Below are 23,517 nucleotides of genomic sequence, written 5' to 3' on the forward strand. Positions count from 1 at the left end.
CACATGCGCGTCAAAAGTTCCCCGCCGCCTCGGCGCATTTGTACGTTCACTCTTTCGCTTCCCCCGCCCCCGTGCTGCCGAGCTTGTCCTGCGTTTTGGTTTCGAAATCGCTGGCATCGTGACGCTCGTGCAGCTGCGAACTCGGCTCGCCCCAGGTGCGGTTGACCATCCGACCGCGCTTTACCGCCGGCCGCTCGGCGATCTCTTCGGTCCAGCGCATCACATTTTTATAGGTGTGCGCCTCGAGGAATTCCGCCGCCTCATAGACCTTGTTCTTGACCAGCGCACCGTACCAGGGCCAGATCGCCATATCGGCAATGGTGTATTCGCGGCCGGCGATGTACTGGTGGTCGGCCAGCTGCCGATCGAGCACATCCAGCTGGCGTTTCACTTCCATCGCGTAGCGGTTGATCGGGTATTCGTACTTCTCCGGCGCATAGGCGTAGAAATGGCCGAAACCGCCGCCGAGAAAAGGCGCACTGGCCATCTGCCAGAACAGCCAGTTCAGGCACTCGGTGCGCTGTGCCGGCGTGTGCGGGAGGAAGGCGCCGAACTTCTCGCCCAGATAGAGCAGGATGGAGCCGGACTCGAACACCCGGATCGGCGGGTGCATGCTCCGGTCCACCAGCGCCGGAATCTTGGAGTTGGGGTTCAGCTCCACAAACCCACTGCCGAACTGGTGCCCCTCGGTGATCTCAATCAGGTGCGCATCGTATTCCGCCCCGTCAAAGCCGAGCGCCAGCAGCTCTTCGAGCATGATGGTCACCTTGACGCCGTTCGGCGTCGCCAGCGAATAGAGCTGCAGTGGGTGCCTGCCCACCGGCAGCTCTATATCGTGCGTGGGGCCGGCGATGGGGCGATTGATACTGGCAAACTGTCCGCCGCTCTCCGTGTCCCATTTCCAGACTCTGGGCGGCGTATAGGTATCGTTCGTCATTGCAATGTTTCCGTTTTCAAAGGCTCAATGCGTCTACTTTCGTCTGCTGCATACTATTGCCGCAAGATATTTTGTACATGCCCCGGTTTGTCTGTCGCATTGATATTAAACTTACACTCGCGCCCTCTGCTCACCCCAACTCGAAAGTCGTGATGCCGAAGACCCGCTCCAGCGGTAGATCCGGTGCCGTGCCGCTGTACATGCGCGCCGTCTCGAACACCGTCTCCATCTTGTGGCGATCTACCAGCGCCTGTGCATGGGGATTCACCTCGGGAATATCCAGGTACACCTGGCGCCCGGATGGCACGCTCGCGGTCAGCGCGTGGTAGAGCTGTTCCGCCAGCTCAGGCGCGTCGGCGAACAGCGGCCCTATCTTGAAGCCCTCGTTGCAGCTGCGCAGCACCCCGTAACCCCGCACCTCACCGCCCTCGACAGAAGCCAGCGCCACAGCATCCGCCTGGCCGATCCACAGGCGCAAAAAGGTCTCGCGCGGCCCCGGAAACAGCTGCCGGTCGTAGGCCAGCAGCGCCTCGAACGGCACCCACGCCAGTGGGATCACCGACTGGGTATCCGGTGCCGCACCGGTCGCCTGGCCGGTGATACCCAGGTAGCGCATATTGCGGTGGGCGAGCTGGAAGCCGGACTGGCGGTAGCTCTCCTGCATGGCGACCACGCCATCGAGCCCGATAAGGCGCCTGCCCAGATGATCGATGCCCGCCTTGGCGAGCTGCGCGCCATAGCCCCGGCCGCGGTGCGCGGGGTCGACGATATAGAGCCCGAGAAAGCCGAAATCCTCGCCATAGCGCACGGCGGAAATCGTTCCGACCGGCTGTCCGTCGAGATGCGCGATGTAGAAACCGTGCGGATCCGCCGCATAGAAACAGCCTGCGTCGTGCAGCCCGGGATTCCACCCCTCCCGCGCGGCCCACTGCAGCGCTATTTTCAGCTCGGACGAGACCATGGGCCTGATGGTGAATATGGGGCTTGCCATGCCGAAGCACCTCCCGCTGCAGATTAATACCATTGATCCATTATGGTCTCAACTGTAGCGATGGGCGTGACTTGCAGGACACACACCAACTCGGCACTAGAATTGGATGGCATCTGCGACCTCATATCCTATGTCAATTAGCCTAACTTCCATCAGCGCGGCAAATTGCATTGCGAAAGATCTCGGAATATTACGTCACTTTTCCGACCTTACTTCTATCCGCATATCCATGACGGACACTGGGTGAGGTCGAAAATCGCTGCCCCTTTACTTAGTTTTCAATTCCATCCACTTGCCTGTGAAGGCCGTGACCTGGGCTATGTGTACGAGGACGAAACCATTCACTTGTTTCAATCCACGCGCCCGCGAAGGGCGCGACTTTCGCGGTCCTTGGCGTGCTTCTGCTCCAGCTGGTTTCTATCCACGCGCCCGCGAAGGGCGCGACTTAATGCGGTTTCTGCCTCTGTGTTATTTGGGCAGTTTCTATCCACGCGCCCGCGAAGGGCGCGAACCCAGATCCTGACTGGTGCAGTAATGACGCGTCTGTTTCTATCCACGCGCCCGCGAAGGGCGCGACAACCTTCGAGATTCGATTCGATGACCGAGGATTTGTTTCTATCCACGCGCCCGCGAAGGGCGCGACCTACTACCTGGATCAGGTAGGCGGCAAGTCCGAGTTTCTATCCACGCGCCCTCGAAGGGCGCGACCACGATTTCAAAAATTGCGGCCGGTACGACCAAGTTTCTATCCACGCGCCCGCGAAGGGCGCGACCTGCCAGCCAGTGGCCAGTTTGACCTGCGCGACGTGTTTCTATCCACGCGCCCGCGAAGGGCGCGACGCGGCGAAGGTGATCTTCCTGGTTAACCCCAATGGTTTCTATCCACGCGCCCGCGAAGGGCGCGACATTGACCCGTACGACTATCAGCGCGTGTCTCAAGTTTCTATCCACGCGCCCGCGAAGGGCGCGACGCGCGACCAGCCTCGGCACCGACACGCAGACCACGTTTCTATCCACGCGCCCGCGAAGGGCGCGACTTGATCGCCTTGCGCTGGTGCTGCAAGTTGTACTGTTTCTATCCACGCGCCCGCGAAGGGCGCGACGGTCCATGACATGCTCTTCGGACACGGTCAGCTTGTTTCTATCCACGCGCCCGCGAAGGGCGCGACGCCCTGTGGCATATCAAGCAGGCTGACTACGCGACGTTTCTATCCACGCGCCCGCGAAGGGCGCGACGAACAACGCTGGCGATGCCCGCGCTCTTGGCCTGTTTCTATCCACGCGCCCGCGAAGGGCGCGACAATCATCCTGCTCGGCTACGACTGCCAGTACACGTTTCTATCCACGCGCCCGCGAAGGGCGCGACCAATGCACTCTCAAGCTCCGGAGTGGGCTGACCAGTTTCTATCCACGCGCCCGCGAAGGGCGCGACATCAGCGGGTTGGCTTTAACCCAGCAGGATTCGTCGTTTCTATCCACGCGCCCGCGAAGGGCGCGACCTGGTGTCTGGGTAGCCAAGGTCATTAGCTAATGGTTTCTATCCACGCGCCCGCGAAGGGCGCGACCCGGCAGCAAAAAGGCAACTCAGTCGGACGCCAAGTTTCTATCCACGCGCCCGCGAAGGGCGCGACTCCGCGTGCCGCCGTTCATGGTCGGCCACAGCGAGTTTCTATCCACGCGCCCGCGAAGGGCGCGACTTGCGGGAACTGCTGATGCGCTCGCCGTTAAACTGGTTTCTATCCACGCGCCCGCGAAGGGCGCGACCCGCAGCCCTTGCACGCCACTACTTGCCCAGCTTGGTTTCTATCCACGCGCCCGCGAAGGGCGCGACGGTGGAGGTGATCGCCGCCTGTACCGGTACCGAGTTTCTATCCACGCGCCCGCGAAGGGCGCGACCCGCTCATGACGACATGGGTGGCGGGCTCCACCAGGTTTCTATCCACGCGCCCGCGAAGGGCGCGACCGCGTCCGACAGTGGCGACTCGCCCTCGGAGCCGGTTTCTATCCACGCGCCCGCGAAGGGCGCGACAGGCGCAGCTGGACGCGCTGGAGCCGCCGCAGGTGGTTTCTATCCACGCGCCCGCGAAGGGCGCGACAAAAAATAGTATTTCCCTATTGACTGCCGAATAGGTTTCTATCCACGCGCCCGCGAAGGGCGCGACCCAACCGCGAGCGCACCTTCCTCGGCATCATCATGTTTCTATCCACGCGCCCGCGAAGGGCGCGACAGTGAGAGGTAATCTCAGCGAGATCCCTCCAAAAGTTTCTATCCACGCGCCCGCGAAGGGCGCGACATCGAAATTATGCCATTAGGAAAACGCTTTCCGTGTTTCTATCCACGCGCCCGCGAAGGGCGCGACAGACCAGCATGTAGGGCCACATATCGTCCACCCAGTTTCTATCCACGCGCCCGCGAAGGGCGCGACTTGCAGGCGTGGTTGGCGTATTCTGCCTCGAACGTGTTTCTATCCACGCGCCCGCGAAGGGCGCGACTCTCGGCGATCGCCGGCTCGATCTCGTCGATCACGTTTCTATCCACGCGCCCGCGAAGGGCGCGACCCTTTTTTGTCGAGGAAAAACCCATGGCAAAGATGTTTCTATCCACGCGCCCGCGAAGGGCGCGACGTGCAGGTTCATGCTTCCACCTCCAGCCCAGACAGGTTTCTATCCACGCGCCCGCGAAGGGCGCGACGCCCCGGCGCTCGCTGCGCCCGCACTCTTACATTGTTTCTATCCACGCGCCCGCGAAGGGCGCGACGAGGGGAGACTGGAGGTCCGCCGAGAATCGGAAAGTTTCTATCCACGCGCCCGCGAAGGGCGCGACGATACTCCCCGGCGATTTCTGCCAGCTTGTTGAAGTTTCTATCCACGCGCCCGCGAAGGGCGCGACCTTTCGCTGTCGTTGTCGCCCTCGGTGGGGATGCAGTTTCTATCCACGCGCCCGCGAAGGGCGCGACGTTGGCCCAACCTCAGAGTTCGTGGAAATAGAGACCGTTTCTATCCACGCGCCCGCGAAGGGCGCGACCGTGTCGGTGTCGCGCATCCGCGCCACGATTTTGGTTTCTATCCACGCGCCCGCGAAGGGCGCGACCGCCGATCAGTGCGGCGGTGTCGCTGGACACGGTGTTTCTATCCACGCGCCCGCGAAGGGCGCGACCAGCGCAGGTCGTCTTCGGTGTATGGGTTATCCAGTTTCTATCCACGCGCCCGCGAAGGGCGCGACCGCACCAGTTCGACGGCGCTATGGCGCTGCTCCAGTTTCTATCCACGCGCCCGCGAAGGGCGCGACACAACCTCTACTGGATCAAGGACAAGCGCGGCAAGTTTCTATCCACGCGCCCGCGAAGGGCGCGACCTCAGGCACTACACCCACCCCTTGGCAATCGCGATAGTTTCTATCCACGCGCCCGCGAAGGGCGCGACCCCCGCCGAGCTGATCGTCATGGGCGGCACTCGCGGTTTCTATCCACGCGCCCGCGAAGGGCGCGACGTATCAGCTGCGACAAGCCACCGAGCGGCAACAGGTTTCTATCCACGCGCCCGCGAAGGGCGCGACACCTGCAGGGCGGGGAACTGTCGGCACTGGACTGGTTTCTATCCACGCGCCCGCGAAGGGCGCGACGCGCGTGCTATAGAGGGCTGCCTCACCGTTTAAGCCGTTTCTATCCACGCGCCCGCGAAGGGCGCGACGGCTGAAAGAGAGCACCTTGCCGCTCATGTCGGTGTTTCTATCCACGCGCCCGCGAAGGGCGCGACCTTGCCGAACTGGCCCTGTTTGGCACCGAACTGGTGTTTCTATCCACGCGCCCGCGAAGGGCGCGACCGACGCCGAGAAGACCGACGAGCAGATCCGCGCGGTTTCTATCCACGCGCCCGCGAAGGGCGCGACACGCTTTAGACGGTGTGCGCCAGCGGGTCATTGTGTTTCTATCCACGCGCCCGCGAAGGGCGCGACTACAGCAGGCATTCCAGATGGCCGGGACTGATGTGTTTCTATCCACGCGCCCGCGAAGGGCGCGACTGTTCCCGTATGACGCCATCCCCAGAGCGCTGCAGTTTCTATCCACGCGCCCGCGAAGGGCGCGACGCCGTCAACATCATCAGCGATTGGGGCAACGCATGTTTCTATCCACGCGCCCGCGAAGGGCGCGACGGCCGGCTCGCTGTGTCGAGTGCGAACACGAGTGGGTTTCTATCCACGCGCCCGCGAAGGGCGCGACTCGAAACCAGACTCGGCTTGGTCGGTGATAGCGAGGTTTCTATCCACGCGCCCGCGAAGGGCGCGACGCTGGACAGCTACGGCAAGGAGGGGGAGTAGATGGTTTCTATCCACGCGCCCGCGAAGGGCGCGACCACTTTCTGACCAGCCCCTTGCCTCACCCCAACTTGTTTCTATCCACGCGCCCGCGAAGGGCGCGACCTCGCCGTATTCCCTGTGAATCACCAGGCACTTTGTTTCTATCCACGCGCCCGCGAAGGGCGCGACTCGCATTACGTGCTGGCAGACTGGTCAACGAGGTGTTTCTATCCACGCGCCCGCGAAGGGCGCGACCTGCTGCCGCATATCAAAGACCGCCTTTCCGTGGAGTTTCTATCCACGCGCCCGCGAAGGGCGCGACGCTCAAAGACACCAGCCAACGCCAGCGCGATTTGGTTTCTATCCACGCGCCCGCGAAGGGCGCGACGCGGTTTGAGCCGCTGATACTCGAGGGATTGCCGGTTTCTATCCACGCGCCCGCGAAGGGCGCGACATTCCGCATACACTGTGTACATGGGTCAAATTGTGTTTCTATCCACGCGCCCGCGAAGGGCGCGACCTACGGCGCCAGTGGGTATCACCGAATGCCGAGACGTTTCTATCCACGCGCCCGCGAAGGGCGCGACCCGCTCGATGGAAAACAAAGTCGAGCACTTCAAAGTTTCTATCCACGCGCCCGCGAAGGGCGCGACTGTGGAACCTGCAGGTGATCACGCCGAAGGGCAAGTTTCTATCCACGCGCCCGCGAAGGGCGCGACTCTTGATCATCGGGTTTCTCCTGTGAGAGAGGGGGTTTCTATCCACGCGCCCGCGAAGGGCGCGACTAGAGCTAGTAAGGCTGATTACAGAAAAACTTCAAGTTTCTATCCACGCGCCCGCGAAGGGCGCGACGTCAAGGGCAAGGGCGTGGCCTATCTGCCGATGCCGTTTCTATCCACGCGCCCGCGAAGGGCGCGACCCACATGCCCCGATGGGCCAGCCGCATCACGCTGGTTTCTATCCACGCGCCCGCGAAGGGCGCGACTCGGCCCTCCCATTGGGGTTGATCGGGCATCATTGTTTCTATCCACGCGCCCGCGAAGGGCGCGACGCCTTACCCTCCGTGCGCTTGAATTCCACTACCCGTTTCTATCCACGCGCCCGCGAAGGGCGCGACCGATCTGAACCGCTAGCGTACTCCCAATCCATACAGTTTCTATCCACGCGCCCGCGAAGGGCGCGACTTCCAGATTGCCACCTCGAAAGATTAAAGACGCCAGTTTCTATCCACGCGCCCGCGAAGGGCGCGACCCGGCACCGGGTAGGTGCTGTGGATGTCGCCCCGGTTTCTATCCACACGCCCGCGAAGGGCGCGACGGCGCCGCGATTGCGCACCCTGTGTATGGGTGCGGGTTTCTATCCACGCGCCCGCGAAGGGCGCGACCTCCTGTGCATTCCATAGGAAGCAACCAGCGAGGGTTGTTTCTATCCACGCGCCCGCGAAGGGCGCGACACCTCGCCTTTGGAGTTGGTATGCAATACAGGCTGTTTCTATCCACGCGCCCGCGAAGGGCGCGACACTGGTGCGAATCATTGCGAGTATCCACCACAATGTTTCTATCCACGCGCCCGCGAAGGGCGCGACGAGGAAAAGCGCCGCCGCAACGAGCGCCTGGAGAAGTTTCTATCCACGCGCCCGCGAAGGGCGCGACCCCTATGTCAACGTGGAAAACAGCGGGACACTGGAGTTTCTATCCACGCGCCCGCGAAGGGCGCGACGCGCATAGCGAGCTGGCGGGCCGGCATTTCGAGCGAGTTTCTATCCACGCGCCCGCGAAGGGCGCGACGCCCCTACGTTAGATGTGCTGGCACTCTTGCAATGTTTCTATCCACGCGCCCGCGAAGGGCGCGACGAGGATCGCGTGGAGCGATTGTTAAATCAGCGCCTGTTTCTATCCACGCGCCCGCGAAGGGCGCGACAGTAGCCGATGCCGTTGCCGGAGTTGTCGATATCGTTTCTATCCACGCGCCCGCGAAGGGCGCGACGCTGGCGCTGGCTGCGCAAGCGTGGAGAGAGGCGGTTTCTATCCACGCGCCCGCGAAGGGCGCGACAGGCGCTGCCGGACGGGCAGGGCATTCTGCTGCTGTTTCTATCCACGCGCCCGCGAAGGGCGCGACGCAATTTTCTATAGAGGCAACACAATGGCGCGATGTTTCTATCCACGCGCCCGCGAAGGGCGCGACATAAACGTCACCACCGTGACGCCCAACGCCCAGAGTTTCTATCCACGCGCCCGCGAAGGGCGCGACTTTTGCTGGGTCTTTAACCCAACGCTTGTAAGCAGTTTCTATCCACGCGCCCGCGAAGGGCGCGACGACCTCTTTACCGGACTGAACCCGATGATCGGCCAGTTTCTATCCACGCGCCCGCGAAGGGCGCGACCCATATTTAACAATCTGCATGCACATGTCTGGCGGTTTCTATCCACGCGCCCGCGAAGGGCGCGACATCGCTGCCGTCGTCGCTGAGGCGGTCCTTGTGCAGGTTTCTATCCACGCGCCCGCGAAGGGCGCGACCGCCCTCGCTGCGGCTGTTCAGCATGGACAGATTGTTTCTATCCACGCGCCCGCGAAGGGCGCGACGTTCCGGGGTTTGCCCATACCGCGCCCATCTATGATGTTTCTATCCACGCGCCCGCGAAGGGCGCGACTGAGTGTAGCGGGGCTCGCGCCCCGCCTCTCTAGTTTCTATCCACGCGCCCGCGAAGGGCGCGACGGTAGGGTATCTGCAGCCCGGACAGTATTTCCTCGTTTCTATCCACGCGCCCGCGAAGGGCGCGACCTGGCTGGAACCAAACCAGAACTGCAGGATCATCGGTTTCTATCCACGCGCCCGCGAAGGGCGCGACGGATGGCGCTCGAGGACGGCACCACCATCTACCTGTTTCTATCCACGCGCCCGCGAAGGGCGCGACTACCTGGGCGCGGCTGGCGATGGCGATCAAGTCGGTTTCTATCCACGCGCCCGCGAAGGGCGCGACTCACGCTCAACCAGATTCGCGCATGTGATCCGTGCGTTTCTATCCACGCGCCCGCGAAGGGCGCGACATGCTGAGCAGCATGTTGAAATAGTCCGGGCGGTTGTTTCTATCCACGCGCCCGCGAAGGGCGCGACTAGTGCGCGGCCGCAACGAGGTCATGCCGGCGCTGTTTCTATCCACGCGCCCGCGAAGGGCGCGACGTCCACTTGGCCTGACAATCCACCGGCTTCACCGGTTTCTATCCACGCGCCCGCGAAGGGCGCGACTCGCGAGCGCTCTTGCGGTCGTCCACCTCCAGCTTGTTTCTATCCACGCGCCCGCGAAGGGCGCGACGAGGCGCTGCCGGTGAGGGTGCCGTCGGCGGTCAGGTTTCTATCCACGCGCCCGCGAAGGGCGCGACGTGGATTGTCAGGCCAAGTGGACACGCTCAGCCAGTTTCTATCCACGCGCCCGCGAAGGGCGCGACAAGATAGCCGCGAGGAAGACGCGAAACAATGCGCAGTTTCTATCCACGCGCCCGCGAAGGGCGCGACGAAATGCTTGACAGGTGCCAGGAGAAACTTTGTGGTTTCTATCCACGCGCCCGCGAAGGGCGCGACGCGACAACGTATCCGACGTACTGGATGCCGTGGTGTTTCTATCCACGCGCCCGCGAAGGGCGCGACCCGACCGCGCCAATCATCACGATAGCCATGCCCTGTTTCTATCCACGCGCCCGCGAAGGGCGCGACGTATTGTGTTTTCATCTTGCCACCTATATTCCAGGTTTCTATCCACGCGCCCGCGAAGGGCGCGACAAAATTTTATCGGTGGATGCATGGCGGGATTTTGTTTCTATCCACGCGCCCGCGAAGGGCGCGACGATATTCCATATACTGGCCAACCTGCAGCAAATTGTTTCTATCCACGCGCCCGCGAAGGGCGCGACAACCACTGCATGTGGTGTGCGGCAAGTTCCGTAAGTTTCTATCCACGCGCCCGCGAAGGGCGCGACTGGTCCAACTCCAGCTTGCCCTTCTGGTCCGCGAGTTTCTATCCACGCGCCCGCGAAGGGCGCGACGCACCGTCTGGCACGGGCACTCGCGCTCGATGCGGTTTCTATCCACGCGCCCGCGAAGGGCGCGACGTGCGGCCTGCCGGTCGACGCTGGTGCGGAAGGTGTTTCTATCCACGCGCCCGCGAAGGGCGCGACTGTCGAACACCTGCAGCGTGCCCGCGCCTTTATTGTTTCTATCCACGCGCCCGCGAAGGGCGCGACAGGGGGCGGCGAGGATGGCTCTCACGAACTGCAAGTTTCTATCCACGCGCCCGCGAAGGGCGCGACCGCGCTCAACAATGTGGCCTTCCGGATTCGAGCAGTTTCTATCCACGCGCCCGCGAAGGGCGCGACCCGAACGCGCCAACCGATACCAACGCCATTCCTTGGTTTCTATCCACGCGCCCGCGAAGGGCGCGACCTTTCTGCGCATCCCCAGCGCGAAGTCTTATCGGGTTTCTATCCACGCGCCCGCGAAGGGCGCGACCACTGCCGAAGCGCAGGCGCAGTTTCAGGCCGATGTTTCTATCCACGCGCCCGCGAAGGGCGCGACGCCTGTCTTCCGCTACTGAGTGTATCCAGGATAGAGTTTCTATCCACGCGCCCGCGAAGGGCGCGACGGGTACCTGCGCGCTTTCAGGTGTACATCACTGGGTTTCTATCCACGCGCCCGCGAAGGGCGCGACTGCAATATTCTAAGTTGTTAAAGAGCAAAGAAAAAATCCGTGATTTCCGCTAACCCTCACCAGTACTCCAACTGCAGCAACAGCTCTCTGAATAAAAAACAGACAACTCAAAGAAATTCAATAGCTTGGTGGGCCGCTAGCCTCCCGGGGTTCCGCTGAGAACCAAAGGTTAGCGGTTACAGAATGAGCGCATCACGCAGCGGGTCTTCAACCGGCTTGGCTCCGAAGTGTTCGACCCGCTGGCGCCCGCGTTTGCCAAGAGAGTAGAACCTCAGGCTGTCTTCATCGGGATCGTAGGTTTCCAGCAGCCGGTCTTTGAGGAAAGCGAACTGCGCCGGGTCCACCTCGCATTCAAACACGGAGTTCTGAACACGGACACCGTAATCCAGGCAGATTTTGGAGATGTTTCTCAAGCGTTTACGGCCCTCCGCCGTAGTTACGCTGACATCATAGGTAACGAGAACCAGCATATTATTTCACCACATAGGGCGTATAGTACTCGGTATCCCCTCTCAGATGGCGGGCCAGCAGCAACGCCTGGCTGTGAGACAGCAGACCGATGGGCAGCTGTTCCTGTAAATAGGGATGCGTCAGTTCCACCTGCTTGCGCTCCTGGTAGAGCGTCAGTAACTTTTTCCTGGCGTCGTCCTGCAGCCGCACTGCGCCGCTGGCTTCCGTTACGAAATCCCCAGGCTGTACCTGGCGGCGGTTGACCAGGGTGAGTACGAAGCGGTCGGCCCAAGATGCCCGGAATTCTTCCAGGAGGTCGAGGGCGAGACTGGCCCGGCCCGGTCTGTCTTTGTGCAGGAAGCCGACATAGGGATCGAGCCCTACGCCCTGTAATGCCGATACACACTCCTGGGTGACCAGGGAATAAACAAAGGATAAGAGGGCGTTAACCGGGTCCGTGGGCGGCCGCCGTATCCTGCCACCGAAGGCAAATCCCGAGCCGCGTAGGAGTTCATCAAACACGGAGAAATAACTGCTGGCGGCATCGCCTTCAATACCGCGCGCTTCTTCCACAGATTTCGCGGTGCGGGCACGTCGCAGACTGAATGCCAACCTGTCAGCGGCGGCACTCAGCGCGGGGTTGTCACCGTGGTTCCTCAACTCCCTCTGAAGTACCGAGCGGCTGTTGGCAATCTTCGCCGCCACAATCAGCCGGGCGACATCGGTGCTGCGTTCGCTACTGTCTGCCCAGCGATACTGGGTACGACGCAGCAGTACGTTACCGGTCTGGCGCCCTTGCACCCGGGCGAGGAAGCGGCCGTACTCGGTATAGAAGGCGATACCGATACCGTTTTCCGCACAGTACCCCATGAGGAAAGGCGACACGGAAACCCGGCCGAAGCACAGGATGCCGCCGAGGGAAAGCGCGGGAAACTGGCCCAGCTTTTCGTCGCCCTGTTTGATGACGATGGTTTCCCGCTCCTTGTGCAGGTAGCTTTCCTGGCGGGTGATGTAGAGGGTATTGAGCAGTTTCTTCACAGTTCAAACAGCTTCCTTGTGTAACGGGCAGAACTGTCCCGGCGGAACCGGTCCGGCCGGCACAGGTCGCGCAGGGAACAGGCTTTGCAGCGACTTTCATCCACTGTCGGCCTGGGGGTTTCACCTCGTTCGATCAGCGTGTGGCAGGATTCGATAGCAGCGAGCGTCGCCTCGTGGATCTCCTCAGTTAGCGCAACAGTTTCACGCCGCCGCACCTCCCAGTACCAGATAGCGCCTTCCTCGACGCGGATGGAGCGCATTTCTTCAAGACACAGCGCCTGCGCGCATACCTGGATGCGGTCCCAGTCCTGCAACTTTGGCTTGCCGCGCTTGTACTCCACCGGGATATAGCGCTCGCTGTCGTGGACCTCCAGCAGGTCGAGCTTTCCGCTCAGGCGGAGCTGTTCCGAGCGCAGCATCACGCTGCGCTCGAAGCGCACCTCCTTGCGCTGCTCGGCCGCCCCGGAATCCACCCGCTCGTGCAGTATGCGCCCTTCAGCGGTATAGCGGTTTTCCGCCCATACCCGCTCTACATGGATCAGTGCGAACTGCCTTGGGCAGTAGGCGTAGTGTTGTAGAGCGGAGATGGGTAGAAGTTCATCCACTGTGATCGCCTACAGTTTTTCCTCGACGGACACTCCCTGAGGCAGGGATTCTGCGTCTACGGTGACGCGGTAGTCCTGGAAGCCGCGGGCGGGAGTGTCGTCCGAACCCTCTACCCGTTCGACTTTGACCGTTTCAAACAACTTGTGGGCCGGAGCATTGCCCATGGGATGCTCGTGTTTGAACACGATCAGTTTGCGCGCGGCCATTTCTCCACGCGCCGCGGAGCGGTCGTGTTCGAACATGTTGGTCAGGGCACGCCAGAGCAACTCCAGGTCTTCTTCGGAAAAGCCGGTGCGTTCGGCCAGCTTGGCAGAAATGTAGCCGTGGGCACGATAGAGACCGTAGGGGACTATGTGCTTGCGGCCCATGGTTCGCTCTTTTTCCAGGTCGCGCTCGTTGGTCACCGCCATACGGGTAATGGAAACCTCCATGGGAACCACCGGATCGATGGAGGACGCGAAGGCCATCTGGATTGGTCCGCGCACCTGGCCGGCATTGATTTCGGTGGTCATGACAGCCCCGAAGGCGCGCACATCGAAGAAGTTTTTGCACATCCACGCGGTCAGTTCCCTGGCCTTGGCTTCTTCCTTCGGTAGCTTCTTGGACACCGGCTCTATATCGAGCGCTTCATAGGCCAACTTGTGCTGGTTGTTCAGCACGGATTTTTCCTGCATGTAAATGCCGTGACCGGGCTCGCCCTCCTTTTCCAGGCTCACGTAGTTGCGAATTTTTCTTTTGAGACAGACATCGGTCACAAGGCCTTGGTTAGTCTCGGGGTCCAGGCGCGGCAGGTTGCCAGCATCCGGATCGCCGTTGGGGTTGCCGTTGGTAACGTCGAACAGATACACGAACTCGTAGCGGTTGGCGATGGCAGTCATTACTCTTCTCCTTCCTCTGTGCTGGATTCCTGGCCGCCGAAGCGCGCCTTGTTCTGGTGGTAGTAGCCAATGGCGAAGCGACCCTGGGCTTCAATGCGCAAGCTCTTGGGAAAGCTGGGAGGCAGTTTGTCCACTATCTCGTTGATCTGCTTTTCCAGATTGACCGCAGCTCCGGGCTTGTCTTTACGCAAGCGGCTGAGGTGGTGCTGAGCATTGCGCACCAGCACGGGGAAAATGCTGGCCGGAGTAGCGGATGCGGCACCGTAATAACGATCTCGGATAGTGGCGTTGATATCGCGCCCCAGTGCCGACTGCTGGATATTTTCCAAGGCGGCAAATAGCCGCCCCAGCAAGTAGCCGGGCTCGGCATTATCAATATCGAGACTCATGGGGATCTCCTTTTCTTTGAGTTTATTGGCAATACGCGCATCTCTGGCCAATACGGCTTTGCACAGAGCCACGCGTAACGGCGATACATCACCGTCAGCGCGCATACGCATAATCAGGTTGGAAAGCAGGCTACCAGGATAACGGCGGCCGGTGAGTATGGCCCGGGTCATTTCGCCAGCGAGCTGCGGCGGAATGTCGTCGGATTTTGGCTGACTGCCCTCCCGATGAGGCACTGTTTGCAACAGCAACCGCCAGATGGAAGGCTCCGTCCTCCAGGGCATCGGCTGCAACTCCAAATCCCTGTAATGTTGCGCCAAGCGCTCGGCAAAACTGTGCAGAGATCCGGTCTCCCAGAAGCGTACCGACAGGCGGGAAGCATTGGGAGCAAGACCGAGCACGTGCAGTTTTGTATCGTCTTCCAACTCCGGATCGAGGTCCCTCAAGGGTCTGCCCTTGGCAACGGCCTCCAGCGCTGGTCGCAGCTTGTCGGTTTCGGAGGCATCCGTTGCCGGCGGATTGAGCAACTTGGCAAACAGTCCCTCCGCCGCCTGGGCCTGTGTCATGGAGCAGGTCTCGGCCCAGAAGACCACTGAGGTATCCCCCAGTTGCAGCCGTTGGCGGCTGCCCTTACGAAGCAGGTGGTTCAGTACCGTAGTGTAGGCGAAGGTAGCCTGCTCTGATATCGGGGCATTTTGCCCTTGGGATTTTCCGTAGGATGTGAAAGCATCCAGATTGAAAGAGACTATGGAGGCGCCGGCTGTCTGGGCGCCGTAGACTCCTTTAATAGAGGGGTGAAGAAGGGCAACCGGCGTGCGATCCCCAGTAACCAAACAAAACTCACTGGGGCTCTCAGACTGCTGCAACATACTCCGGCGCACCAGCTGCGCCTCGCGGCATTCATGGAGATATTCCATCTCTCCATCCAACCGGAATACAAAGTTGGCGTCCCGCATGGACTCGGAGAACAAGGACGACTCATCAAATACCTCCGGTCTCCACCAGTCAAAAAATGCCAACAATGCCTTGAGCGCCGGGCTATCGCAATTTTTCAGCAACTCCCGGTGCATATCTTTAAATGCTTGGTGTGTCTCGACCGCCCGTTTCCGCGATTTCGTATCCTCCGAGGAGTTGACTCCCAGTACGTAAGAAGACTTATCCCACAAGAAGCAGGGCGCAATATTGACGGAGCGCTTGGGTGGTTGAGGCACGGTCAATATTGCAGGTACCGGCTTCTTGCCACTGGTATCACGAATATCCCGTACATCCACCAGACTGCCATTCTCGGTCAAGATCAACGCATAGCTGATCTTTTCCTGACTGAAGCCAAAGAGCGCTATCCCATCTTCCCCGCTTTCAACCAGCCGGTGGTAGTAGTTGTTGAGTGCAGAGAGGATCATGCCTTGACCTCCTCACTGGAAAAATGTGGCACCTCAATCAAGCCATCGCGCATAAGGGCGCGAAAGAATCGCGGCTCGCAGTCGTTCTTAAAGTCGAAATCGTGCAGCATCCAGCCCAGATCGCGCTCACCGACCAGAGATACGTCGGGATTTGGTTCCGGCTCACCTTCCTCCACGAGGCGGAAGTCGGCCGGAAACTCACGCACTCCCAGGCAAGGGGCGTGAAAGTATTGGCCCTTGCGCGCGCGGCGGTTGAAGATGTCCAGGTGCTTGCCCTCACTGTCGTCTGTGCCGGCTTTATCGGTGAGTTCAAAATGGGCTTCAATCACATAGGCTACGTCGCGCAACACTGTGGCTGCGCGTTGCTGCCGGTCCTGATCCACATAGTTGACCAGCCCAGCCGTGCTGCCGACATTCATGGCAGAATTCACGTTGCGGGCACTGATCTTGCTGCCCACCTCGTTGCGGCGGATGGACTCGAAACGGATAGGCTTGAGGACCTGTATCCGGTCGATCACCCAGCGGATAGCCGGTTTCCAGTGAATGGCCTCCAGTATTCCGCGCGCCGCGGAGGGAGTGATTACGTCGTAGCTCACCCTCTCTACTTTCATTTCCGGCCGGGTAAAGCAGGCGCGCTCTCCCCAGACCATCAGTCTTATTCCATATGCCATTCGTTTTCTCCCCTGATTCTATCCTCGCCGCCAAGCGGCGACCCATCTACATTACCGATTTTTCCGCACGGATGAAGGAAGGGTCATCCCAATCAAACCCGTATTTCTCGTGGTAGAGATCCCCATTGACCAGTTCCATAAACTGCTCCCCGAACCGCTCCGCTTCAACCGGCTGAACGGCTCCCGTGTCCCTCAGTGCGCGCAAGGCCCGCTCGGGCAGCTGCACCAGGTAGGGCTGCAACCTCCGCGCTATGCCGCCACAGGATTCCGCCCACTGAAGGTCGCGCAGTGCCTTTCTCGCATCTTCGTCGTAGGGCACGATCACGGGCAGCATGTGACTGTCGATCATGCGAAAATCCTTGGCCAGGGTCTCATAGGGGATGCCCTCAAGCCGGCCGTCCTCGATCATTTTCAGCATGCCCGCACCCAACTGCTCCTTGCCCTTCACCCAATAGAGTTCTCGGAAATAGTCGCGGATCGCGGCCAGCAACAAGGGCTTTTCATGTCGGCGAAATACAGACCTTGCCGCCCCGGCGAATTGTTCCACATCCGGCGGCGTGGGCCAGTCGCTGGCAACGGCAAATACATAAACGTTGCTCTGTTCCAGAGGTCGCTTGCCCTCACGGTTGCAGCGACCGGCGGCCTGGGCTATGGAATCCAGGCCGGCCTCGGCGCGAAAAACGACGGGAAAATCTACGTCTACTCCCGCCTCTATCAAGGAAGTCGCAATCAGCCGACAGGGCTCGTCGTCTTTTAACTGTTGGCGAATCTCCTTCAAAGCTTGGCTGCGGTGTTTGGCACACATCAGGGTGGTGAGATGGCGTGCGCCCGGGAGGTGGGCGATGGACTGGTAAAGGCTGCGGGCGTGGCGTCGGCTGTTGACGATGCACAGCACTTGCTCGTGGGCAGCCAACTCGCCCACCAGTTCTTCGTCGGTAAGTGGCCCCCTGTAATGCACTTGCACCCGCTCCAGTTGCCGCTGCAAGTCTTCCGGCTCTGGAGCGAGTTCGCGCACATTATCCAATCCATTGGTAAAGCCCTCCTCTTTTTTAAGCGCCGGCTGGGTGGCGGTGCATAGAACCAAGCTGGTACGGTAGTTCAGTGCCAGTTCGTCCATGGCGGTGACACAGGGCATCAACAACTTGAGCGGTAATGTCTGCGCCTCATCCAGAATGACCACACTGCCGGCGATATTATGTAGTTTGCGACAACGTGAGCTACGGTTGGCGTACAGGCTCTCGAAGAGCTGCACCGAGGTCGTCACCACTATCGGTGCCTCCCAGTTCTCCATTGCCAAGCGCAGCTTGTCACTGGCCTGAGGGTCTCTGCTGTTCTTGCCGTCGTCAATGAACGCGCTGTGGTGCTCCAGCACTGCCACTTCGCCCAGATCACCCAACGCTTCACGAAATACTGCGGCGTTCTGCTCGACGATACTGGTAAAGGGAATCACGAAGATGACCCGTCGGAGGCCGTGGGCAATGGCGTGATCTAAGGCAAAAGCCAGTGACGCCAGAGTCTTGCCACCGCCGGTGGGTACGTTGAGGGAGAAGAGCCCGGGCTCCAGGGCGGCCTTGCCGCGTACATGTTCAAGTATCCCGGCCCGAATGCGGTTCACATCGGAGTTTGCCTTGAAGCGGCCGAGATACTGGTCCAAGCGCTCGCGCAGCGCAGACAGGTCGGGAAATTCCTGGGCTCGGCCATCCACTCCCTTATCTTTGCCTAGATAGAAGGCTTCTGTGTCGAGATAGTCCGCATCCACCAAGCAGGAAAAGAGCATGCGCCCAAGAAAAGAGAGCTGAAAACTACCGCGTTCCTTAATCCCTTTCAGCCCCTCCGGCAACGCTAGAGATTTAGGCTCAGGCAAATCAATTTCGTCTTGCCAGTGTGACAGGAGTTCCGGCAGCTCCTTTCTTAAGCGATCTTTTAGGCTCGTACGCTCACCACTGTCCCTACCGTTGGCGAGACCGGCATGGTGGCCGGCAATGGCATAAGCGAGCAATCGTCCAATTGGGCCATAGCGCTCTACCGCCATCACTGCGCCGTGGGTGGCGTGATCCACTCGCACCGGACTGCCTTCCAGGCGCTGCTGGAATTCCTCGGTATACTTGCCCAAATCGTGCAACAGCCCTTCCACTTGGGCGAGACTCGCACCTCCAAATACGGCCGCTTTCAGTGCGGCCAGTTCTCCCACAGCCGAAAGGTGGTCTACCAGAGACTGCCAGTCCACCTTATCGTCCCGGTCCGTGGAGTGCGCGTAAAAATCTGTCCGCTGTGGTTTCGACATCCGATTTCCTTCCCTTCGCTTTAGGCTCCCGCAACCCTAACCGCCGTTCCGCGAACCACCAATACTGCACAAATCTCCAGGTAACCCCACTTGACGCTTCCGCCCCCAGCCCACCCGGCTGTCGCCTAGAAAAGCCACTCCTTAACGTCATCAAAGTTGACAAGTACCAGCTGCTGCGCCTCCGGCCGCCCGTCCAGCATCTTGGTGTTTACCTGCATCTCCTTGAGCAGGTAGCTGGCCAGCACGGCGCGAGTTTTGAGGTAGAGCTGGCCGCCCTCCATGCTGTAGTCGTATTCGAGCACAGCCTTCTGCTCAGCTGAGAGGCGCATATCCGGCTGCAGGATAAGTGTGATTTCAGTGTTCCAGGCGGTATCGCCGGCAGCGCTGTGGGGGGATTTATCGAGTACTTCAGGCTGGCCGTGGAAGCGGCTCAGCACGAAATCGCGGTAGTCCTGGTTCTTTTCACACCAGGCGCGCAGGTGCCAGCGCAGGCCGGTGTTAACGAAGGTGTGGGGGACTATGATGCGGCCTTCACGGTCGGGATTGGCGATGGAGCCATAGTCCACTTCCACCCGCCGCTGTTCGCGGATGGCTTTCACCAGCGGGCGCATCACTTGCGGGATAACATTGCGGGCCGGGTGCCTGAGCACTACATTGGGCAGCTGGCAGCCTTTGTGCTCAGGGCTTGTGTGGGCGCCGAGGCCGGCCATCCAGTTAAGATATTCGGCCACATCGGCACTGATATAGTGACGCTCGAAGTACGGGCTGGCCAGATGAGCCCTGTCGCTGGGCCGGTAGTCGAGCAGATTGCCGGGGTGGGTTTCGCGGTAGCGGTTGATCTCATTACTGGCATGTTGTCGGCTAATGCCAAAGAATGCCCGCAAGTGGGTGGTGGCGAGCCGCCCCTCCCAGTAAGCAATTAGCTCTACCAGCCAAAAACGGCGCTGCTGGATCTCTTCCATGTGTGGCACCGGAGCAGGTCACATCGAAACGTGAGCTGCTTTTGTTATTTTTGTTACAATTGCAACGTTTTTACGCCACAGACTGCCGTGGGTCAACCATGGCTGAATCATCGACCGTGGACGACAGGCAGGCTTCTGGAGTTACCGGCAACCCGTTTATCTGCACACGATCCAAATTCAGGCCCTTGGCCGCCGCTTAAACTGCAAATCCGGCACTCGATTCCGGGTTTGCGTCGACGGGCACTCAGGCCGTGTTGAAGGCACTCTGGCACTCCCCCATAATACCGCCCCTGCGCGGCATTCCACGGCGTGTGGAGGCCCGGTGCTAGGCTGATTAGGCACCGGCAAGCTTTCCGATCACGGCGCGCGACACCTCCGCCGCAAGTTTCAACCCGGACCGCTTATGACCGAATTCGCCGTCATCCTGCTCAGTACCATCCTGGTCAACAACTATGTGTTGGTGCAGTTTCTCGGCCTGTGTCCGTTTATGGGCGTCTCCAACAAGCTGGAGACCGCGGTGGGCATGGCGGGGGCGACCACCTTCGTGCTGACGCTGGCGTCCATCTGCTCCTACCTGGTGAACACCTATTTGCTGGAGCCCTTCGGTCTCGAATACCTGCGCACCATCTCCTTTATATTGGTGATCGCGGTGGTGGTGCAGTTCGCGCGCATGTTTATCGAGAAGACCAGCCCGCTGATGTACAAGGTGCTGGGAGTCTTCCTGCCGCTGATCACCACTAACTGCGCGGTGCTGGGTGTAGCGCTGCAGAACACGATGAAATCCCACACCTTTGTGCAATCCGCGCTCTACGGTTTCGGCGCGGCGGTCGGCTTTTCCCTGGTGCTGATCCTGTTTTCCTCGATGCGCGAGCGGCTGTTCGCGGCGGACGTGCCGGTGCCCTTCAAGGGCGCCGCAATCGGCATGATCACCGCCGGGCTGATGTCGCTGGCGTTTATGGGCTTCAGCGGTCTGGTATAGGGCGGAATGATGCTGGACTGGGTCTCTGAAATTTCCACGCCCCTGCTGATCCTCGGCGGCATGGCGCTCGCCTTCGGCGCCCTGCTCGGTTTCGCCGCGGTGCGCTTCAAGGTGGAGGGCGATCCGCTGGTGGAACAGGTGGACGCGCTGCTGCCACAGACCCAGTGCGGCCAGTGCGGCTACCCTGGCTGCCGCCCCTACGCCGAGGCGATAGTGCACGGTGACGCCATCAACAAGTGCCCGCCCGGCGGCCAGGCCACCATCAACGAGCTGGCCAACCTGCTCGACATGGAGCCGATGCCGCTGGATGCCGAGCACGGCGTCGAGGGCGTAAAGAAGGTGGCCTTCATCCGCGAGGCGGAGTGCATCGGCTGCACCAAGTGCATCCAGGCCTGTCCGGTGGACGCCATCGCCGGCGCGGCCAAATACATGCACACGGTGATCGTCGACGAATGCACCGGCTGCGACCTGTGTGTCGAACCCTGCCCGGTGGACTGTATCGACATGGTGCCGCTCGAGAGCTCGCTGCAGGACTGGCACCCGGACAAGCCGGTCGAAGGCGTGCAGCTGATCGCCAGCGACAGGGCCCAGCGCGGCACCGGCATCAGTAACAGCACCGGCGGCGATGACAATAAGAGGGACGCCGCTTGAGCCCGCAAGAGGATAAGTTGAGCCGCGCACAGGAAGGACAGGGCGAGCGCCAGTCGGTCGAGGAGCGCCGCGCCGCGCGCGAGGCGCAGCTGATTGCCAGTGATCGGGCCCGTGAAAAGGCGCGCGAGCTGCGCCCCAATGATTTTCCCGGCGGCGTCCATCCGCCGGAGAACAAGCGCCAGTCCACCGGTGAGCCCATCGGTACCATCCCGCTGGCGCAAGACCTGATCGTGCCGCTGCTGCAGCACAGCGGCGCCACGGCGCTGCCGCTGGTCAGCCTGGGCGACTACGTGATGAAGGGCCAGAAGATCGCCGAGGCGGACGGCCTGATCAGCTGCCCGGTGCACGCGCCCAGCTCCGGCAAGGTGATGGCCATAGAGCCCTGCGCCGTGCCGCATCCGTCCGGCCTGCCGGAGGACTGCATCGTAATCCGCACCGACGGCGAGGAGCGCTGGTGCGAACTCGAGCCCTGCGAGGATTTCCGCCAGCTCGAGCCGGTGGACCTGCTGGAGATAATCCGCAATTGTGGCATCGCCGGCATGGGCGGCGCCGGCTTCCCGACCGCGGTCAAGCTGGATCCCCACGGCGGCGCCGAGATAGACACGCTGATCATCAACGGCACCGAGTGCGAGCCCTATATCACCGCCGATGACATGCTGATGCGCGAGCGCGCGGCGGAGATCATCGCCGGCGTGGAGATACTCGCCTATATCCTCGACGAGCCCGAGCGGGTGCTGATCGGCATCGAGGACAACAAGCCGGAGGCGATCGCGGCAATGCGCGAGGCGGCCAAGGGCACCCGCTTCGATATCGTCGTCTTTCCGACCAAATACCCGTCCGGCGGCGAGAAGCAGCTGATCCAGATACTGACCGGGCGCGAGGTGCCCAACAAAGGGTTGCCCGCCAATATCGGTATCGTGTGCCAGAACGTCGGCACCACGCGCGCCGTCTACCGCGCGATCCGTTTCGGCGAGCCGCTGATCAGCCGCGTGACCACCGTCGTCGGCGAGGCGCTGGAGCGGCAGCGCAATATCGAGGTGCCCATCGGCACACCGATCAAACACATTCTCAAGCACCACGGCGCCCACCGCGGGCTGATGCAGAAAGTCGTGATCGGCGGGCCGATGATGGGCTATACGATCGACGACGAAAGCGCGCCCGTGATCAAGACCACCAACTGCCTGCTGGTGCCCACCGTCAAAGAGCTGCCGCCGGCGCCGCCGGCGCAGGCCTGTATCCGCTGCGGCTTCTGCGCCGAGGTCTGCCCCGCGTCGCTGCTGCCGCAGCAGCTCTACTGGTACGCGCGCGCGGACGACCGCGAGAAGCTGCAGGCCTACAACCTGTTCGACTGTATCGAATGCGGCTGCTGTTCCTATGTGTGCCCCAGCACCATCCCGCTGGTGCAGTACTACCGCGCCGCCAAGGGCGATATCCGCATTGCCGAGGCGGAGAAGGAAAAATCCGACCGCGCCCGCGACCGCTTCGAGTTCCGCAAACTGCGCCTGGAAAAGGCGGAGAAGGAAAAGGAGGCCAAGCGCGAAGCGCGGCGCCAGGCCGCCGAACTGGCGCGCCACCAGCGGGAGCAGGGCCCCGCCTCACCCGAGGCGCAGGCGGAGCGCAAGGAGGCCGATATGGTTGCCGCCGCGCTGGCGCGGGTTAAGGCCCGCCAGGAGGATCCGCAACAGCTGCTGGCGCGCGCCCAGCGCTCCCTGGCCAGCGCCGAGAGCCGCGTCGAGCGGCTGCAGCAAAAACTGGCGGAGGCCGAGGGCGGCCAGCGCGACCAGCTGGCGGCACAGCTGAAGGCGGCGGAGCTCAAGCTGCAGGAGGCGCGGCAGAAACTGGCCCAGGCCCAGCAGAAAACCGGGCCCGCCGCGTCTGCCAGGGAAACACCGGAGAAGCGCGCGGCGGCGAGCGCGATAGAGAGAGCCAAGGCCGCCGCCGCGGCCCGCGCCAGCATGAGCCCCGCGGACAAGCTGGCGGCGGAGATCGCCGCGCTCAAGGCGCGGGTGGAAAAGGCGCAGGTGCGTTTGGAAAAAGCCTGCTCGGCCGGCGATCCCAATATAGAGGCCTTCGAGACAGCGCTGAAGAACCTGCAGCTGAAACTGGAAGACAAGGTTCGGGAGCAGAAGGGCAACGGAGAAAAAGAATGATCTGTATAAGTCGTGGGAGCCTGCCCTGCAGGGCCAAGCCGCGAGCTTTACAAAGCGCAGCTTTGTTCGCGGCTTGGCGACCCGCCAAGGATGGCGGGGCTGGGGTCCGATCGAACGTGCCTTCGTCTCCCCA

At 61.4% G+C, this 23,517-nt stretch carries 13 protein-coding genes and 1 CRISPR repeat array; of the genes, 3 read left to right on the forward strand and 10 right to left on the reverse strand.

Annotated features, from left to right (window positions below; genetic code table 11):
• Positions 1 to 46: 46 nt before the first annotated feature.
• The 10 genes from yghU to RRF64_RS15900 form a co-directional block, all read right to left on the reverse strand.
• Entirely contained in the window at positions 47 to 937 is an 891-nt protein-coding gene (gene yghU, locus RRF64_RS15855; protein ID WP_323846888.1) for a glutathione-dependent disulfide-bond oxidoreductase, read from the reverse strand.
• 130 nt (positions 938 to 1,067) lie between these two features.
• Complete coding sequence (locus RRF64_RS15860; protein ID WP_323846889.1) at positions 1,068 to 1,928, reverse strand: GNAT family N-acetyltransferase; 861 nt, start codon at positions 1,926 to 1,928, stop codon at positions 1,068 to 1,070.
• A 347-nt stretch (positions 1,929 to 2,275) separates the two neighbouring features.
• Positions 2,276 to 10,928: a CRISPR direct-repeat array (repeat unit 32 nt; unit sequence GTTTCTATCCACGCGCCCGCGAAGGGCGCGAC).
• 176 nt (positions 10,929 to 11,104) lie between these two features.
• Positions 11,105 to 11,398 carry a CRISPR-associated endonuclease Cas2 gene (gene cas2, locus RRF64_RS15865; RefSeq protein ID WP_323846890.1) on the reverse strand — a complete coding sequence of 98 codons (294 nt, stop codon included), beginning with the start codon at positions 11,396 to 11,398 and terminating at the stop codon, positions 11,105 to 11,107.
• A gap of 1 nt (position 11,399) precedes the next feature.
• A complete protein-coding gene (gene cas1c, locus RRF64_RS15870) occupies positions 11,400 to 12,416 on the reverse strand; it encodes a type I-C CRISPR-associated endonuclease Cas1c (RefSeq protein ID WP_323846891.1) in 1,017 nt (338 codons plus the stop codon).
• Positions 12,413 to 13,021 (reverse strand): CRISPR-associated protein Cas4, encoded by a 609-nt coding sequence (gene cas4 / locus RRF64_RS15875; protein WP_323846892.1) that lies wholly within the window; start codon positions 13,019 to 13,021, stop codon positions 12,413 to 12,415. The genes cas1c and cas4 overlap by 4 nt, the downstream gene beginning before the upstream one ends.
• 9 nt (positions 13,022 to 13,030) lie before the next feature.
• Positions 13,031 to 13,900, reverse strand: coding sequence for a type I-C CRISPR-associated protein Cas7/Csd2 (gene cas7c / locus RRF64_RS15880; RefSeq protein WP_323846893.1), 870 nt, complete (start codon positions 13,898 to 13,900; stop codon positions 13,031 to 13,033).
• Positions 13,900 to 15,687 carry a type I-C CRISPR-associated protein Cas8c/Csd1 gene (cas8c, locus tag RRF64_RS15885; protein ID WP_323846894.1) on the reverse strand — a complete coding sequence of 596 codons (1,788 nt, stop codon included), beginning with the start codon at positions 15,685 to 15,687 and terminating at the stop codon, positions 13,900 to 13,902. The genes cas7c and cas8c overlap by 1 nt, the downstream gene beginning before the upstream one ends.
• Positions 15,684 to 16,358 (reverse strand): type I-C CRISPR-associated protein Cas5c, encoded by a 675-nt coding sequence (cas5c, locus tag RRF64_RS15890; protein WP_323846895.1) that lies wholly within the window; start codon positions 16,356 to 16,358, stop codon positions 15,684 to 15,686. The genes cas8c and cas5c overlap by 4 nt, the downstream gene beginning before the upstream one ends.
• Before the next feature lie 46 nt (positions 16,359 to 16,404).
• Positions 16,405 to 18,642, reverse strand: coding sequence for a CRISPR-associated helicase Cas3' (gene cas3, locus RRF64_RS15895; protein WP_323846896.1), 2,238 nt, complete (start codon positions 18,640 to 18,642; stop codon positions 16,405 to 16,407).
• 125 nt (positions 18,643 to 18,767) lie between these two features.
• On the reverse strand, positions 18,768 to 19,604 hold the full coding sequence (locus RRF64_RS15900; protein WP_323846897.1) for a BrxR family helix-turn-helix transcriptional regulator: 837 nt from the start codon (positions 19,602 to 19,604) through the stop codon (positions 18,768 to 18,770).
• A gap of 403 nt (positions 19,605 to 20,007) precedes the next feature.
• Between RRF64_RS15900 and rsxA the strand changes: the two genes are divergently transcribed.
• The 3 genes from rsxA to rsxC all read left to right on the forward strand — a co-directional run bounded on the left by rsxA (position 20,008) and on the right by rsxC (position 23,384).
• Complete coding sequence (rsxA, locus tag RRF64_RS15905) at positions 20,008 to 20,583, forward strand: electron transport complex subunit RsxA (RefSeq protein ID WP_323846898.1); 576 nt, start codon at positions 20,008 to 20,010, stop codon at positions 20,581 to 20,583.
• Between the two features lie 9 nt (positions 20,584 to 20,592).
• Positions 20,593 to 21,234 carry an electron transport complex subunit RsxB gene (gene rsxB / locus RRF64_RS15910; protein WP_323846977.1) on the forward strand — a complete coding sequence of 214 codons (642 nt, stop codon included), beginning with the start codon at positions 20,593 to 20,595 and terminating at the stop codon, positions 21,232 to 21,234.
• A gap of 89 nt (positions 21,235 to 21,323) precedes the next feature.
• The gene (gene rsxC / locus RRF64_RS15915; protein ID WP_479691301.1) at positions 21,324 to 23,384 is read left to right on the forward strand and encodes an electron transport complex subunit RsxC; all 2,061 of its coding nucleotides are present in this window, start codon (positions 21,324 to 21,326) and stop codon (positions 23,382 to 23,384) included.
• Positions 23,385 to 23,517: the final 133 nt, after the last annotated feature.

Source organism: Microbulbifer magnicolonia, assembly GCF_035117725.1.
Lineage (GTDB): Bacteria > Pseudomonadota > Gammaproteobacteria > Pseudomonadales > Cellvibrionaceae > Microbulbifer > Microbulbifer magnicolonia.